The following is a 17873-nucleotide window of genomic DNA, read 5'->3' as shown; positions in this document are numbered from 1 at the left end:
AGGATGGGCAAAGCGCAGCGTGTCCATCAGCCGTGGTTTGATGGGCACGCTGCGCTTTGCCCATCCTACGAATTTCTTCGGGCCCGGTTACCTTCATTCCGCATTCCGCATTCATCATTCCGCATTCATTAGAGGACATCACTCCAATCCTCCTTTGCTCGGCGGCGCGCCGCGGCGCCAGAAGACTTCGGTTTCAATCGTCAATTCGTAATCGCCATACTGTTCCGCCCAATCCCCGGCGATCTGTGCCTTGATGGTCTGCAGACGCCGCTCCACCAGGTCCGGATCTTCGTTTTCCGCCAGGTAGGAGAGACGCAGCACCGACGGCGCCTCGCTCAGTTTCTCCAGCAGCAGTTCGGTGCGCGAGTGCCATTGCGGGCGCAGTTCGGTGGTCTCGGGCTCGAACACGCCCTCGGCCATATCCAGGCGCACCACGCGGTGCAGGCTGGCCCCGAAGTTCACCTTGATCGCCTTACCGCGGGTGGCGCGCACCACACGCGGGTTTTCGCTGGTGAGGCGGTAGCCGCTGGGCAGGCTGCGGTCGTCCAGCTTCATGATGAAGTTGGAGCCGCGATCCCGGTTCGGCACCACCGCACAGGTGATATGGAAGCGGCCGTGGGCGTCGGTGGTGGCGTTGAGACCGGTGGCGGTAACCACCCGCGCGCCGGGTACGCCGCCCTCGCCCTGGTCCTGGTAGCCGTTCATATTCTTGTCGTCGTACACCTTGCCGATCACGTCGGAACAGTCAAAGGTGGGATCGGGCACCACGCGCACCGTGGCCGAGGCCTCGCCGGAGGCGGCCTGGCCGGAGAGCTGGTTGAACATCTGCGCCCGGTTGACGTACTTGCCCTCGCCCACGCCGGAGCCCACTACCAGCAGCAGTTTCACCGTGCGGGTCTGGTCCGGGTCCACGCGCAGATCGTTCCAGTGCAGTTGCAGCCCCTCCACTTCCGGCTCCTCGGCCAAGCCATCGAGGCGCGCGGAACCGGCCACGTATTTGAAGCCAGCAGGGAAGAAATCCACCAGCTGCAGGTCGGCCAGGGGCACCGGCAGGGTGTTGCTGAAGGTGATGGTGTAGGGCACCAGCTGGCTGCGGGTGACGTTCAGCATGCTCGCGGTCTTGGTGATCGACAGCGCGCCCTCCAGCAACGGGTCCACCGGAATGTGGTTGTTGAACAGCTGGCTCTCGCCGGGAATGCGGTCGTCGTCCAGGGTGAGGCGCAGGTAGTAGTCGGTGCGCGGATCCCGCGCGTCCACGTCCACGCCCGGCGCGGAGAAGGATTCCTGCACCTCGCAGTGGTCCGCAGTGCCCGGTACGACGTCGCCGTTGCTGCCCAGGCAAGCGCCCACATCGAAGCCCGCGGTCTCCTCATCGGTCTGCGGCGGGATAATCAGGGACTGGCCATCGACATAGCCATCCCCGGGCACCTGCACCTGAATCAGGTAATCCGCATTGGCCGGACAGGCGGCATCGCTGAAGTTGATATCGAACTTGTAGTAGCCGCCGTCCGGAACAACCTGGCCCTGCTGTTTTTCATCGTCGAAGCAGCGATCCGGCAGTTCCTGGCCGCCGGATGCGCGCAACAGTGTAAGCATCGCGCCGGAGACCGGCTGACGCAGCACCGAATCGTAGACCACGCCGTTGGGGGTAATCGGCAGGTTCAGGTTCTGCGGGTTGGAGCCGGAGCCGACAAAGATCTCGGTGATCTGCTGCGGGCCGTTGGTAAAGTCGGAACTGGTATTGCCCAGCGACGCCGTGGTCTCAGTGGCATTGGGGGCCTGGTATCTCAGCTCGTAGCTGGCGCCCCCGGCTGTTGTGCTCGAGGCGTAGTTCGGCACCAGGCCGGCGAACTGGAAGTAGCCGTCCTCGTCCGCCTGCAGGCTGTCGAGCAGGGCGTTGTTGAAGTACAGCTCCACGGTCCAGCCGGCAAGCAAACGCTCTGCCCCATCCAACTGGTCGTTGAAGTTCACATCGTGCCAGAGGAAACCACTCAGGTTGGCGATGCCCGGGGTACCGCCCACATCGATGATCACGCTGGCCTGCTCGGTGGAGGGCGGATCATTCCAGGCCACTTCCGCAGTGTTCAGTACCTGGTAGCCGATCTCCAGGTTTTCACCCAGTTTTGCCTGGAAGCGCAGGGTCGCCACTTCGCCTGCCGGCAGTTCGCCGTAGGTCGCACCGTAGTCGGCGGTAATCACCGAACCGGCCACGCTCACGCCGCCCGGCTGGCCGTTCAGCAGCGCGGAATCCGCGACGTAAGTAAGTACGCCCTCGCCGGCCACCAGCAGGTCGTCGGTGATCACTACCTCGGTGACCGGCACCGCGCTGATATTGGTGACGCGCACCAAGTATTCCAGGGTCGCGCCGGGCAGTGCCGCGCCGCCGCCCACGACCGCGACTTCCTTGGTAATGGAGAGCTGCTGCGCATCGCCCACCACCACTTCCGTGGGTTGGGCGCCGTTGGACGGATTGCCGTCGGCATCGGTCAGGGTCAGCGGCAGTTCCTCGGTAACCACGCTGCCCTGGTTGCTGATCACCGTGCCGGTGGCCGTGCCCGCTTCCACCTGCACGTCGAAGGTGATGGTGGCGGTCTGCGCGGAGGTGATCACGCCCTCGCCGGCGCCGGGCAGTGGCGGAGTCAGGTCGCTGGAGGAAATCGGCAGGCCGGTATCCAGCCGCGTCATGCCGCCGGCGTTGTCGGTGACTGCCATGCCGTTGAGCACAGTGGTGCCGGCCACATAGGTGGTGTTGGCGGGCACCTGGTCGGTGAGCACCGCATCGGTGGCGTCCACGCCGCCCATATTGGTGACGGTAATGGTGTAGCGCAGGGTATCGCCGGGATCGACGATGCCCGCGGATAAATTGTCCACGGCGATTTCCACCGTCTTCTGCACTATCAGCAGCGGCACGTCGCCGACGATATCGATGGTGGGATCGTCCGGTGTATCCGTGGTGGGATCGTCGGAGGGTTTCTCCGCGAAGGGACCGCTGCCGGCACCCTCGCCGTTGACGAAGCCCTGGTTGGAAATAATGGTGCCGTCGCGTACGTCGTTGATGGTCACGTCGAAGGTGACAGTCACCGGCTGCGTGCCCTCGGTGGCGCCGATGAAGCCTTCCTCTTCTCCCGAAGAGTTGATTGGCATTCCAGCAGACAGCGGCGTGCTGCCATCCACATCGGCCACCGCCGCGCCGTTCAGGGTGGTGGAGTTGACCACATAGGTGGTGTTGGCCGGCACCTGGTCGCGCAGGGTTGCCGCAATGGCATTTTCATCGCCGGTATTTTCGATGGTGATGGTGTAGCGCAAGGTGTCGCCAGGCATCAGCAGGTCGGCGTCGCCGGTGATGTCCTGGGAGATTTTCTCCACCACCAGTTCGGGAGCGGATTCGACCACTACCTGGGTGGGATCTTCATCGCCCGCCACATCCGGATTGTCGGCGCCGTTGATATTGGGATCGTCACTATCCGCCAGCAGTTGGCCGGGCAGTTGCACCTGGGCCTGGTTGAGCACGGCGGTACGGTTGTCGATCACTGCCGCCAGCGCGACTTCGTAGACGATTTCCAGGTTGTCGCCGGCCGCCAGGGACAGGCCAGCCGCACTCAGCAGGCCACTGCCGTGGGTGCCACCAGCGGCGTCGGTACCGCTGGTATCGGCGCCCGCCGGCGCAGAGACGATCTGCAGTGAGCCGGACTGGTACAGCGGCAGGCTGTTGAGACGGCCCAGCTCATCGGTAACCTCGACATTGTCCACATCGACAGTGCTGAGATTGGTGAGCGTCAGCGTATAACGCAGGGTATCGCCGGGGTTGGCGGTACTGGCCGGGCTATCGCCGCTGGTGACATTCTCCACCACTTTGTAGAAGGAGACACTGGGCACCGCGGCGGTGATGGTATAGGCGTCCTCGTGGTCCAGGGTTCCCGGGGTGCCGTCGGTGGGCGCGGCACGGGTGTACTGCCGCGCATCCGGGCCGGTGCTGTCCCAGCTATGCCAGAGCTCCACACCGGCGATATTGGTGAGCGAGTCGCTGTCGACGGTGTCCGCATCCAGATAGGCATCGTAGCTGAACAGCAGGCGGTGGTCCGCAGGAATGGCCGCGGTGGCGCCGACGGTGGTTACCGTCAGGGTGCAATTGGCCGGATCGAAGGCGGTATTGAAGTGTTCGCCGGCATTCAGGGTGGCGACGGTATTGCCAGTGCCGTCGGCGATAACCGCGGCAAAGTTTGCCGGCGGCGTCTCGCACATGCCGCCCGGATCGTTATTAGGCAGCAGGTCGGTAACGGTGATATCCCAGGCCGGGCCGGTGCCGATATTGTGCACGTCCAGGGTGAAGCGACCGGGCAGGCCGGACTGCACGCTGGTGGGGCCGGTCTTGGTCATGGTGAGGTCGGTGGGCTCCACCACGGTCATATCCGCGGTGGTGTTACCCGCACCGACGCCCTGCCCGGCCGCGGCGTTGTCATTTTCGTAGTTGTAGTTGTAGCTGGCGCTGTTGTTGAAGGTCAGCCCGTCCACGTTAGGCGGATTGACGTCGCGCAGGCGCACGGTGATATCCACCACCACCTGTTCACCCGGCGGCACGTCGATGCCATTGGTGGTGTCCTCGATCACCAGGTCGGTGTCGGAACCGGTATTGATCGGCGTAAAAGCCGCGCTGCCGGAAACTTTGGCCGCCTCGACGAACACCAGGTCCGCGGCGGAAGCACCCAGGTTCAGCAATACCCGCACATCGTGCAGCGCAGTGGTCTGCGGCGTTTCCGGAATAGTGACGCGATAGCGGAAAGGCTCGCCGATGGACGCGGTGGGCTGGGTATTTTCGATCAGCAGCGGCGCCGCGTTGGGGGTATTGAACTGCACGCTCTGTGGTGCGGTGGGACCGTAGTCCTCGCGCATATCCACGGTCGCGGTAGCGCCGGCAAGCGACGGCAGGTTGTCGTCGTCCAGCGAATAATAAATTTCGACAAAGGCAGCGTTCTGCATATTCAGGCCGGCGCCCAGGTTCGGGTCCGCCTGTACGCGATAGGTCATTACCAGCGCCTGGCCGGGATCGATGGCATAGGCAGTGCCCGTGCCGAAATTCCATACCGCCTCGCCAGTGGACGTATCGTAGGCGGGCGCCAGATCCGCGACCGCAGCGCCGTTGACGCTGGTGGATTGCACCGTGACACCGCCCTGGCGCAGGCCGAGCGGAATGGTGTCGCGGAACACCGTGTCGTAGGCGGGTGCCGAGCCGTTGTTGGTAATGGTTACCGTGTAGTCGACGGTGTCGCTGGGTGCGAGAGTAGCGCCGTCCGCCGGGTTGGAGATGATCGCCACGGCCAGCTCCGGCTGCAGCAGATCCAAAGTTTCACCATCGTTGCGGTTTTCGACACCTGTGGCGGCGTCGAAGTTGAAATCCACATTGTTGGTGAGCGGCGTATTGTTGGCCGGCCAGGGATGAACATCCTGGTTCAGCACGCGTGCGCGGTAGCGGATTACGAACTCGTCGTTGGCCGCATTGTTATCGCCGCTGTTGATCAGGTCGGCAATATTCCAGGTCACCGTGGTCGGCCCCGCAGCCGGATCGCCGGCCGGTACCGGCTCGATAATATCGCCGTGACTGAAAGGCGCAGCTGCAGCGAACGGAGCGCTGTTGTCGCCGTTGATCGCCAGAGTGCCGTCGAACACCATGCCTTGCGGCAGGGTGTCGATAATTGCCGCGTTGGGCGCACTACCCTCCGGCAGATTCAGGCGCAGTTCGTATTCGACGAAGTCGCCCACGCGCAGCTGCGCATCGCCGGTGCCGTAGCTGTCGTCCAGGCGGGTTTTGGCAATGGTGCTGTCGTTGGCGGCTGTGAGTTGGGCGATGGAGTTTTCGATCACGTAATCATTCAGCCCGCCCACACCGTCGGAACCGTTGCGCTCGTAGGGACTGGTGTTGTCTTCGTCCAGGCTGGTCCACTCGATGCGGCTGGTGCCGGAGAGATCGGTAGCGGCCAGCACACTGTCGAGCACCACTGCGTCGAACACCAGTTGGCTGTTGCCGCCGGCGGCGATATCCAGATTGCTGTTGGTGCGGTTCCAGTCCAGGGTCTGCGCGGTGTTGACTCCGTCGCCGGTCACTGCCGGGTCGGCAATCGCAGCACCGCCGAAAGTGACACTGCCCGGAACAAGTTCCAGTCCCAGGGACAGCTGTTCGTTGACGATCAGGTCGAAGGCATCGGAATTTTCCGGGTTGCCCGCGGCAGTCAGGTCCAGGGTAAAGCGCAGTACATCGCCGGCGTCCGGGTCGTTGCCTGGATTGGTCTGGTTGGCAACGGTTTTCGTCAGGGTGAGTTCCGGCTCGACGATGGTCAGGGTTTCCGCGGTATCGCTGCCGCCGTTTTCCGGCGTGCCGCCATCGAATTCCGCATAGGTATAGCTGGCTAGGTTGTCGAAGCTGTGAGCCGCCTGGGCAGTGGCATTGTTGGCCACCCGCGCAGTCACCTCGAAAATCGCCACCGAGCCGGCGGGGATCAGATCCACCGCCAGCGCAATATCGTTGCCACTGGTATTGTCGGTAAACGCGAAGCCGTTGATCTCCTGCACCTGGATCAGTTCCAGGCTGGGATCGAGGGTATCCGTAATCGCCACATCGTAAATTGCCGAGGTGGTGGCGCTACCGGGCACCTGGATACGGTAGACCACTTCCTCGCCCACCGCGGCGGTGCTGTCGGACTGCAGCGTTTTTGCCGGCGGCGTTACGCTGGTAGCGGCGGTGCCCATCGGATAGGGAGTCGGCAGCGGCACCGGCCCGTACTGCTGGCCGGACTTGGCCGGCAGGGACCAGTAGTCGTTGACGGTGAAGGTATTTTCCCAGGTCTCGCCACCGCCGATATCGGTGTGGAAACCGATCTCGTAGTAGATATCCAGGCAAGCGCCGGCGGGGACAGGTGCACTGAACTCAAACAGCATATCGCCGCCGCGGGCGGCCGGCGCGGTATAGGTGTAATCGCTGCCGTCGGCCAGCGGGTTGCCATCGACGGAAACCTGCATATTGGCGATGGAGGTCTCGTCCATCTGCGTGGCCAAATTGTCGATCAGCGACAGATCGTAAGCCGGCGCCAGGCCGGAGTTACAAGCCTGCAGGGTGAACTGCATCACGTCGTTGGCCGGGTCCACATTCATATGAGATGTGGGCCAAGTGGCGTCTGTCTTGGTCAGGCCGTCGATCACCGGCTGCAGCACCGTGATACTGGCATCGTCCTGCAACGTCGCGGAAGCGCCGGTGTAATTGAGCACCGCCGTATTGGTCAGCGTCGCGCTCGGCACAGCAATACCGGAGTCCTCGGTAACCCGCGCCATATATTCGATTAGGAATGCGTTGGTGTTGCCGAATTCACTGGTGATATCCCCCAGGTCCCAGGTCACTGTGCCAGTGGCGTCGGCGGCCGGCACACTGTTGGCGCTGTAGGTAAAGCCATTCAGGCTGTCGCTGTAGGGTGCACTGGTATCGCCGTTGACGCTGACCACGGATTCGAAAGTCAGGCCTGCCGGCAGCTGATCGCTCACGGTGACCGCCGGCGTGGTGCCGGATTGCAAATTCAGTTCCAGGCGGTAGGTGACGGTATCACCCACGCGCATTTCGCCAACTGTGGTATCGGTATCCGTATCGGCGATTACGGTTTTGGCGATGCTGGTGTTGTCCTCAGTATCGATACTCGCCTCGGCGGGGCCAGCGCAGTAGTCATCCGGGGCGGAAATGGCCGGACAACCTTCACCGTCACGCTCGTAGGCGGCGTCGTTGATGCTGCTGTCGTCCAGGGAGGTCCAGTCCAGCATTACGCTGTTGTTGATCGGCTGGCCGAATACTCCGGTTACCTGTGCATGATAGGTAAGCAGCAGGGTGCCGCCCAGGGGCAGGTCCAGATTGTTGTCGCCGTTATCGCGGCCCCAGACCAGCGGGCCGGCGGGCACGCCCGCCGGCGTAGCGACGAAGCCGGGAACCGCAGCTCCGTTAACCGTCGCGGTTGGGGTAAAGCTGCTGTCGAACTGCAGCTCCGGCGGGAGGGTATCCACCAGGTTCAGGTCGAAGGCGTCCGCGGTGGAAGTGCCGTCGTGCTGAATGGTAATCACATATTCCAGCACATCGCCGCCCACTGGCAGATTGCCCGGGTTAGTGGCATTGCTGACGATCATATCAATGATCAGCTGCGGCTCAACCACGGTTACTGCGGCGGTATTGTCGTTCAGGTTTTCCGTCGTGCCATCTTCGCCGTTGTTATAGGACAGCACCGCATTGTTCTGCCGCGAGTCACCGTCATCGGTGGCCAGGTCGTTTTCGACCCGGGCGAAATAGGTAATGCGAATCACCGGATCTATGGCACTGCCGGCAGTGTCGTTCTCGCTCTCGGTATCGACAGTGCCGACATCCCAAATTGCATTGCCGGCGGTGTTATCTCCTGGGAAGCTATTGAATGCGGCCTCATCCGGGGAGACGCCGTTAATCTGCTCGATGCCGATAAATTCGTAGGTGATATCGTAATCGGCGTTGTGGGTCAGCACATAGCCTTCCGGAACGCCGAGTTGGTCAGTCACCACCACGTTCTGGCTGAGACCCTCCGGCAACTGGATTTCCAGCTGGAACTGCTTGTGCGCACCGATGGTGGGAACCACAGAGGGATCCAGGTCGGTTTTGATGAACTGCAGCGGCGGGACTTCCGTCTGTGCCGCGGCATTGGTTTCGTAGTCGTTGATCGCATCGCCGGCATTTGGCAGCACGCCGATACGCATACCATCGGCGGCACCATCGGTACCGATGCTGTTGGAGCTGTTAAGGGCTACATCCTGCCCTGGCAGCGACTGCCAGCGGGCCTGGATGGTATTGTCGAGAATTTCGTGGGGTTCTACGTCCTGGTCTACCTGCACCTGGAACGTAAAGGACTTGGACTCGCCGGGTGCTATGGCGTAATCGGCATTGGAGCGGTTCCAGCTGAATATCGGTGCATTGGCACCGACAGTAGTCGTATCAATATTATTGGGCGGATCCGTTCCCGCAACGCCAGTGGCCTGCAGGAAGGTCAGTTTCTTGCCGCTGAGGTCATCCAGCACCTGCAAGTTGTAGGCGTTGGCGGTACCGGTATTTTCCGCGGTTACGGTCACCGTAAGGATATCGTCCGCATCGCTGCTGGGAACGGCGAAAGACTTGGTGAGCTGGATATTCGGCTCCAGCACCTCCACTTCGTGGGCGTCAAAGGGCACCACTACCAGGTTCCCGCCCTCATCGATATAGCGCACCTCCGCGACGGTGCCGCTGCCACCGTTGACCAGCACATTGCCGTTATCGGTATTAGTGCTGTTCTCTATGCGCGCGATAAACTCCACCGGGAAATCGAACAGGCTGCCGGTAACCGTGGTCAGCTCCTGGTCACCGAAGTTCCACTCGATATAGTCGCTACTACCGGTACTGGTACAGGTGGGTGTAAAGGTACCCCCGGGCACAAAGCCCGCGGCATCGTAGGGAGCCGCATCCAGGTCGACCATCTGCCCTTCGATACAACGCATTCCCGCAGGCAGTTCGTCGCGAATAATAAAGTTGCGCAGCTTGGCCGCGGGGATCTGGGTGGTCAACTGGTAGCGGATTTCCTCACCCACCACTACGGTATCGCGGCTGGTACCACTGGCGGTGCCGTTGGACAGTGCCAGGGCAGCCTTCGGCTGAGCCTGTACTTCGATAATGCGCATCTGCGCATCCGCATCAGCAGACTGGTAGTGGCGGGCGCGGCCCTCTGCCGGAGTGCCGTCCGCGTTGCCGTCGTTGTCCGCATCGCTGTCGATCTGCGGCGGGTTCTGGTTGCCGAAATCACCCTCCAGGCTGTCGTACTGCGCGAAGAAGGTATTGGTAAACAACTGCTGCGGCGCAACCGACTGGTGCGGCTTGACCCGGTAGTAGAGTTCCACCGTCTCGCCGGGATTGATCCGCTCCAGCGCCGAGGAGTGGGTATAGGAGAAGGTGACAATCGCCGGGGTACCGCCGTCTCCACAGTGAGTGGCCTCACTGTAGTCGTTGGCTCCGGCACTGGTACCCGCCAGACCATCGCTGCCACTGGTGGTTTCCGATGCGCCATCCGCGTCGTTGTCCATGCCATCGGCGTCCATTGGCTGCACACACATCTGGCCAGAAGGGTCCAGGGTGTCGGTAACCACTACATCGTAGGCCGGAGCGCGGGCAACCCCATTGTCCGCCGCGCGGTTGGTCAGGGTCAGGCGGAAGATATAAGTCTGGTCCCGGTGCCCTTCATCGGTGAGATCGACAAAATTGCTACAGGTGGTGCCCAGGCCGTAGAGGTTTTCGTTACAGACCTGTTTCTCTACTTCTATATTGGGCTCTGTGATGGTGAGATCTTCACGCCATTCGGACTCGGCAGGATATCCGGGAATATTAGCGGGCACCCCACTGTAGTTGTCGACCGTGATGGTCTCGCTATCGAATACCGCGGTGAACTGCGCCCGCCCGAAGTCAGTACTCACATTCGCGTGCTGGTTCGGGTCTGCGACGGCATCCACCGGATCGTTCAACAGCCGCGTAGTCATGTCGCTGAGGAACCAGTAGTCCCGCACTGAAACAGGATCGACAATATCCCATTCCAGATCCAGCTCACTCAATGGACTATTGAGCCCTCCCAATTCGTTAACGGTTCCGGTTATCTCATTACACTTTGAATCTGGGCTGGGAAGAGTCACCTCGCTACAGGCAAGCCGGTTGTCGGCAATATAGCCCTGACCGTCGGGCATATCATCCCTGACGGTGATGTCCCTGACCTCGATCAGATTATACCCAGGGGTATCGAAACCAAACCAACCGCCGGCATAGATTTCGAAACCACAATCTTCGCCGATAATAATTTGGTCATTGGGGAAAGCGGCCTCAGCGGTCAGCTCGGTACACTCGTTTGCACGCTCTTTGACGAGATTAAAGCCCAGCGCCTTGGCCCGGATACCGTCCAGGGTATAGTTATTGGCCTGCTGTTGGTCGGGGAAGGTCCCGGAAACACTAGCCGGTGCAGGGAAGCCCAGCTCTGTACCGTCTGAGAGAGTGATCACACCCACAACATCCGCACGGAAGGTCAGATCGTCATCGACGGCGGAGTGGTTTCTCTGCACATCGAAATTCAACGGCACTACTTGTCCTGGCTGTATAGCCCCAAGGTTGTCGCAGAGATAAACACTGGAACTGTTAGGCAAAAAAACCGGCAGTTCCCACAGGGGATGAGTACTACTTGAGTTTGGATAGTCCGGAGTCGCTACCGGGCTACAGCTGCCGGGGTTCACCACTGTCATGGCCTCGCCAAAGGTGACGTAGACATAGTGGTCGTTGGCCTCATGGCCTCCGTTATTTATAAGCTCGACAGTCATTGTGGTGGTGCCACTGTCACGCACAATATAGAGCGGCGGCTGGGCGAGGAAGTCCAGGTCCTCCGGGTCCGGTTCGACCGGTGTATTCTCGATTTGAGTAGGCGGATTGTTGACGGAGCAGAAATCCTCAAAGTCAATGCTCAGGACATTGTCCGCGAGAGGGATGTTGCTATTCGGGTCGCCCGCACCCGCCACTTCTTCCGGCACATCGAGATCGGCAATTTTATCGTAGAAGTTCGGCTCAATTGTGACGATACGGAAACGAATCACGATTTCGTCCCCCTGTCGCATCATGTTTTCCTGATCCGGGTAATCCGGATGTGCGGTGCTGCTCAGGAGGCGGAATTCAGGCTGGTTGTTGGCGAGGGGGTCGGAATCCCACTGATTCCAGGTGGAGCCTACACGCCACTCCAGTATGTCCGCCATACCGGGGTAGGTTGCGTTGTAATTTGCGCCATGACCGTCTACACCACGGTTTATCGCGAGGATCTGCGGATCGTAGGTGGTATCCACTACATATTCGTCAGGCAGGTCGTTGGTAAAGACAATGTCCTTGACCGAACCGCCACTCTGGTTGTTGAGCGTGATGGTCACATAGCCGGCGGCCCCTAGCGGCTGGGCAGTATTGGTACCGGTAATGTCCACGGTGACATTGAGATTGTTGTTGGAAAGGGAGATAAGGTCCTCGGTTTCCGGTTGGTTCCCGACGGAGCCGCTGCTGGGGCTCAAGATTCCGCCGGGGCCGTTGCCGGTGATATCACAACCCCACTGCAGGTCATCGACTGTATTGGTGCTGTTCTGACAGGAGCTGGTGACTTTGCCCACCAGATAGAGCACGTTGTAACCGCCGACAGGCACATCCGGGGTACCGGAAGCGCCAAACGGCGAGTTGATCTCGAAATCGTTCAGGGTCTGACCAGCCGAAATACAAGGCGATCCGCCAGGGGCGACGCCGTCGTTGTTCGCCACCGCCAATGCGGACGACTCCGAGGGACAGGCGTAGTCAATATCCGTATTGGGATCTGGGACCATGGTGTCCAGGCGCACATCCTGCATGGCCACATCGCCGTCGTTATTGATGCGCACTCGCCAGACTACGTCGTCGTTGATATTGCCGTAGACGTCGTTGGTCCAGTTGCTCTGCCCCGCATCGACATTTCGCCCCTGGTTCTGAATCGACGGCTGCGGTTCGCGGAGATACAGGTCTAGACTGTCGGTATCAGTTGTTCTGGGAAAACTACAGTAGTCAAAAGAGGCTGTCGCATTGAGTACGCGGCTGTTGCTGACTATATCCTCTTCCGTGCCGGCGCGGCTGCGCACACCGAAGGTTATGGTCATTGTTGAGCTTTCATTGCGGGAAGCCAGTGCCGACAACTGTGCCTGAGTCCAGGTCAATGTAGTCCCGCTGATTGTGGGGTCACCGGCTGCGCCGGCACTTGTCGTTGTCGAGCCGGGAATATACTCAAGCTCTGAGGTACCGAGGTCCTCGGTTACCACGATATTCTCGATATGCTGGGTGCCCTGCCCCCCGCTGCGGATACCTGGCAGATCGATTTCTATGGTCACCTGCCCGTCGCCACACAAGGTGCACCAGCTGTCGTTAAAGCGATGGTCCAGGATATTAAAGAATTCGGGATCGTCCGCGTTGGAGGGGCAGTTGTGGTCGGCCAGCGCTTTCGGCGCGGCCAATAGAACCCCACAGCAGGCAAGCACAAAGCCAACAAGCGCATTCTTCAATGATTTCCGCCCCATTACATCCAACATCATTGTTACTTTTCAGCCGCCATTCTTGTTTGAGGTTTCCTGCCCGCAGTGCCGGCACGGCACCGCCGCCGGGCGGACACTACCCGGTGGTGGAACTTTATTCAGAAACACAAGAGGCGGCCGTGAAGCAGGTCAAAAATACTTGGGTTGACAGGGAACTTTTTTAGCTTTGCCAAGCAGTTCTCAAGGGAACTTGAGGTGAATTCTTAAGTGGCGGGTAGGCGGGTGCGGGGTGGCTGCCTGGGTCACCCTCGGTTATTGATTTGCTCCTCGTCCCCGGTGAGAGATTGATCGCGGCCATGGGCCGCTCCGTTGCCCAACCGTTGGCAGGCTTATGTGGCGGGCCTTTGGCCCGCTTGCCGAGCTGGGGCTCGGCGTTCCCGGCCCTCTCCCCCAGCCCCTCTCCCATAAATGGGAGAGGGGAACTAAGGGCGGCACTAGGCCGCGGGGAGGAAGTCGATCGGGTAGAGGATGGTGATGGTCGGTACGCCTTCTTTGGGGCCGAAGTTGAACCGCTTTACCCTCGCCACGATCTTGCTGTTCAGGGTCGGCGAGTCCATATCGCTGGATTCCACCTGCGCCAGGGACACCGAGCCGTCCGGTTCGATGGTGATTTTCAGCACCATCTTGCCCTGGAGGGCCGGGTTGTTGCGCAGCTCTCGGTTGTAGATCCTGTACAGTGAGGCCTTGTAACGGTCGAAGACGATCTGGATCTCCTCGTCGGTGCGGGATGGGCCCACACCATCGCTGAGCGGACGCTCTTCGCCGGCGAAATCTCCCTCGGTGCCGATTGAGCTTTCAACCCGTGAGAAGGCTACACCTTCCAGCGACGATCCCGTTCCACCCACATTGCGGCTGAGTTCGGCAGTGTTGATACCACCACTGCCGGCAGTGGCGGCCGCGGTGATAAGCGAGCGCTGACTGCGGTTCTCCTTCTTGCCCGCGGTGCTGAGCTGGGTGCGCTCCCCGAGGCGATTGTCCAGGTCGTCCTCCATCAGGTCCTGGAAGTTGTCCTTGAAGGCCAGTACCCCGGCGCGCTCGGCTTTCTTGCGAGCCTGCTTTTTCTCCACTTTGCTGGGCTTGGGCTCTTCCTTGGCCACCTCCTGCTTGGGCTCGGGCTTTTTCTCTTCCTTCTTCTGCTGGGGTTTTTCCGGCTCCGGTGGCGGCTTGGGCTTGGTTTTCTTCTCGATCACCAGCTTGGCCAGACGCTCGGGAATCTCCACCACCTCGTCTTCTTTCTCCGGGAGCTGCCAGAGGGGCACCGTATAGCCCAGCAGCAACGCCACCAGCAGGGAAACGAGCAGACAGAGGCGGAAACGCCGCTCGTCCTCGCCCCGGGTATGCCAGGGCATGTTCATGGGCCGGTATTCCTCCGGCTCCATCTCCCGGGTTATTTCGAACTCATAGTGGACTTCCTCTTCCTGCCGGCGCAGTTCTTCTGCGCGGTCGTCCAGCTCGAAAATTTCTTCGTTGCAGTCCTCGATCCTGCTGAGCACCCGCCGGCGCTTTTCCTGCAGCAGGTTGAGGCTGTCGTTATAGACGCTGACGGTGTGCTGTATGCGGCGAATAACAGCATCGGAGGCACCTTCCCGGTAGTCGTCTGCCCAGAAAAGCTCTCCGGCACCGGCTTCTTCCAGCTTGCCGAGGCGCTCGGAGATTTCGTCCAGCAACTGGTGCTTGGGCTCATCCTTGCGCAGTTCCGCCAGCTGGGCATCGATCAGCTGCTGCTCCTCTTCGAGCACACTGATGCGGTGCCGGACTGTCTCCAGCTCACCGCTCACTGCCTGCCTTTGTTGTTGAAAATTACTCACGAACTTCTACTAACCTTGAGATGCTTTCTGAATAACCGCCAGGGAGACCCGTGTGTAGCCCGCATCAGTACAGCTGGACATCACCTTCTTCAGCAGACTGAACGGGATGGTCCTGTCGGCGAGAATGTTGACCTCCGGCGGTTCCGGTTGGACTTCTTCTTCGCCTGTATCCTCAGCGCCCTCTTTCACTTCGGCGGCAGCGACGGTTATCGCCTTGTCCATCTCCGCAATCATTGCCTCCCTGATGGCCTGGATTATCGTCTCCTCGCTATCGATCACTTCGGCGGTGGCGATGACGGATCTGGATTCGACCAGTATCTCTTCGTCTGTCACCATCAGTGTCACGGTTTCCCGCGGCTTGGACTCCACAACCGAATCCGGCAGGGTGATCACCTTGGGCGGCTCCAGCGCCTCGTTGCTCGAGGTGTTGGTGAGCAGGAAAAACACCAGGATGGTGAATACATCCATCAGCGATGTCAGGTTCATGCCCGGGGTTTTGCGCTTATGGCTCCGGGCCATACGCTTCATGCGTCGGCTTTCACGTTTCACGGCGCATCTCCTATGGATATATCCGGGAAGAGAACCACTCTTTCCACCGCTTCCGGATCATCCGGGTCGCTGCCCTCCTGCCGCACTTCGGCGCCGCGTACGGCGTCCATCACTCCCACCAGATGTTCGTAGGCAACTTCCGGCTCCATCAGCAGGATCGAATCGGTTTTTTCCGGATAACTGGCTTTTACTTCCAGTAGGAATTTGGCCAGCTTTTTCAGGTCGTAGACTTCTTCCGTGGGCAGTATGGGAGTGCCTTCGCCCTCTTCTACCGGAGCGCTCTCCGCGCCTTCCTCCGACGGCTGCCCGGATTCAATCAGGTTGGGAAAGCGGGCGATCACCTTTTCGCCGTCGCTGATCTCCAACACGTCTTTACGCACCACCACTTCCACGGTCACCGTGGGGTCGTCAGGTGCACCGCCGCCCGCGCCGGACGGCATATTCAGCTCCAGGATGGTGACTCGGGAAAAGACTGCCGATACCAACAGAAACGGCACCAGCACCACCATCAAGTTGAGAAAGGCGGTGATGTCCAGCTCTGGAGCTTCTTTGCTTCTAGCGTGACGCCGACTTCTCATTACACTTTTTCCAGCTGCTGTTCTTCGCCAGTGGATTCATCAGTCTTATCGGCCGCAGTTTCCTGCACAGCGGCTTCTTCCCCGGCCTGCGCGGCGGCAACCACCGGGTCGTTGTCCGCAGCCACTTCGCTGCGACGGCGAGTGGAGGTGGAAATAATGTTCAGAGCTTTTACCGAGGCCATCTCCAGGCTGTCGACGATCTGGCCGGTCAGGGAGTTCAGCAGCGCATGGACCACCAACAGAGGAATACCGGTCATCAGACCGAAGGCGGTAGTGTTCATGGCCACGGAAATACTGGCGGATAGGAGATCCGCTTTCTCCGCCGGATTGGCGTTGGCTACCGCGGTAAAGGCTTCGATCAGGCCCATAATGGTACCGAGCAGACCCAGCAGGGTGGCGATATTGGAAAAGAGAGCGATATAGGGAGTGCGCTTTTCCAGTTGCGGAATAATCTCCATCATCTCTTCTTCCATGGCGATCTCGATATCCTCGCGGCGGCGCACAGTGCCCTGGCGGGCCAGCCCCATGGCCAGCACTTTGCTCACGCCGGAGTTATCCTGCTTGACCAGGTTGCGCGCGCGGTCGAAATCCCCTGCATTCAGGACCGGCTGCAGCTTGTCCCACATGGCGCGGTTGGTGTGGCGTTCATAAAGCAGGCGGATATAGCGTTCGACTGCCACCGCGGCCCCCAGCGCTGCCACCACAAGAATGGGGTACATGAAAGTACCACCAGTCTGGAAGAACGCGATTACGCTGTTGAAAAAGTCCATTACAAACCCTCTTTATAAAAAATACTGCGGTAAATTCTTGTTAACCCGGCGCGCCTGCATGCCTACGTTTTTTTTCGTAGGATGGGCAAGCGAAGCGTACCCTTCAGGAACCCGGTTTATTTATTCCCCGGAGAGGCTGAGCTCGTAGAACTCCAGTTCGCGCATAAAGACCTCTTTGTCCAGGGGTTTCATCTTGCCGTCCATCAGGCTGGACACCAGATCGCTCTCCACACCCACCTCGGAGCTCTTCCAGGGGACGATGTACAGCGACTTGGGAGCTTCCTTGTTGCCGATAATGGAAATACCGGACAACTCCTTGACCTCGTTATCGACTTTCTTTTCTTCCTCGGCCCACAACTGGCAGGGCAGCAAAAGCAGGAAACACGCAAAGAGTCTTTTCATAGTCTTGTACCTCAGTTACCGGCCCGTCTCTTGATATCGGCCATCCAGATACTTACGTCTTTATCATCCGGCTCATGCTGCAGGTACTGCTGGAACTGGGCCATGGCACATTGCAAATCCTGCAGGTACAGATCGCAGAGAATACCCAGGTTCTTGATCAGCGGCAGGTAGTCCGGATTCTCCGCCAGCGCATTGGTATAGGCCTTCTTCGCTTCGGCGAAGCGGCCCTGTTTGCGGTAGAGCACCGCCAGTTCATTGGTGGCCACCGGGTGTTGCGGGTCCAGCTCCAGCGCTTTCAAAAAGGCCTCTTCCGCGTGCTTTTCGTCGCCGCTCTTGTAGTAGGCGATACCCAGGTTGATGTAGGGAGCCGGCAGACGCTGTTCGCGCTCGATAACCGCTTGCAACAGTTCAATGGCCGCCGCGTATTTCTCTTCCTGCAGATACTCCAGCGAGCGTTCGAAATCGCGGCTGACACTGCCGGAAACCCGCACCGAGGAATAATCGGACACCCTGCCGGTCTGTGGGCCGGAGGCGCAGGAGGCCAGCAGCAATGCCAGAGACAGTGCGGCGAAGCTGTGCAAAATTATTTTTACGGCCTTCAAATTCATAGGCTATCTCTTCTGCTGTAG

Annotated in this window: 7 protein-coding genes; all 7 read right to left on the bottom strand. The window is 60.1% G+C overall.

All coding sequences use genetic code 11. The features are described 5' to 3' along the window. Positions 1 to 138 precede the first annotated feature (138 nt). The 7 genes from PP263_RS21830 to PP263_RS21800 all read right to left on the bottom strand — a co-directional run bounded on the left by PP263_RS21830 (position 139) and on the right by PP263_RS21800 (position 17852). Positions 139 to 13059, bottom strand: a complete 12921-nt coding sequence (locus PP263_RS21830; RefSeq protein WP_308366193.1) for an isopeptide-forming domain-containing fimbrial protein — start codon at positions 13057 to 13059, stop codon at positions 139 to 141. 512 nt (positions 13060 to 13571) lie between these two features. Then, positions 13572 to 14945: an AgmX/PglI C-terminal domain-containing protein gene (locus tag PP263_RS21825; RefSeq protein WP_308366192.1), complete on the bottom strand. Its 1374-nt coding sequence runs from the start codon at positions 14943 to 14945 to the stop codon at positions 13572 to 13574. A 9-nt stretch (positions 14946 to 14954) separates the two neighbouring features. Further along, a complete protein-coding gene (locus tag PP263_RS21820; RefSeq protein WP_308366191.1) occupies positions 14955 to 15494 on the bottom strand; it encodes a biopolymer transporter ExbD in 540 nt (179 codons plus the stop codon). Then, positions 15491 to 16072: a biopolymer transporter ExbD gene (locus PP263_RS21815; protein WP_308366190.1), complete on the bottom strand. Its 582-nt coding sequence runs from the start codon at positions 16070 to 16072 to the stop codon at positions 15491 to 15493. Before PP263_RS21815 ends, PP263_RS21820 begins: the two co-directional genes overlap by 4 nt. Further along, a complete protein-coding gene (locus tag PP263_RS21810) occupies positions 16072 to 16842 on the bottom strand; it encodes a MotA/TolQ/ExbB proton channel family protein (RefSeq protein WP_308366189.1) in 771 nt (256 codons plus the stop codon). The genes PP263_RS21815 and PP263_RS21810 overlap by 1 nt, the downstream gene beginning before the upstream one ends. A 120-nt stretch (positions 16843 to 16962) precedes the next feature. Further along, entirely contained in the window at positions 16963 to 17244 is a 282-nt protein-coding gene (locus tag PP263_RS21805) for a hypothetical protein (RefSeq protein WP_246394327.1), read from the bottom strand. Between the two features lie 11 nt (positions 17245 to 17255). Beyond that, on the bottom strand, positions 17256 to 17852 hold the full coding sequence (locus PP263_RS21800) for a tetratricopeptide repeat protein (protein ID WP_308366188.1): 597 nt from the start codon (positions 17850 to 17852) through the stop codon (positions 17256 to 17258). Positions 17853 to 17873 lie beyond the last annotated feature (21 nt).

The sequence above is a fragment of the Microbulbifer sp. TB1203 genome, assembly GCF_030997045.1.
GTDB lineage: Bacteria > Pseudomonadota > Gammaproteobacteria > Pseudomonadales > Cellvibrionaceae > Microbulbifer.
This window is presented reverse-complemented; position numbering and strand designations above follow the sequence as displayed.

Coding starts and splice junctions, on each gene's coding strand:
- PP263_RS21815 (WP_308366190.1), bottom strand. CDS start 16,072: ATGAGAAGTCGGCGTCACGCTAGAAGCAAAGAAGCTCCAGAGCTGGAC.
- PP263_RS21800 (WP_308366188.1), bottom strand. CDS start 17,852: ATGAATTTGAAGGCCGTAAAAATAATTTTGCACAGCTTCGCCGCACTG.
- PP263_RS21805 (WP_246394327.1), bottom strand. CDS start 17,244: ATGAAAAGACTCTTTGCGTGTTTCCTGCTTTTGCTGCCCTGCCAGTTG.
- PP263_RS21810 (WP_308366189.1), bottom strand. CDS start 16,842: ATGGACTTTTTCAACAGCGTAATCGCGTTCTTCCAGACTGGTGGTACT.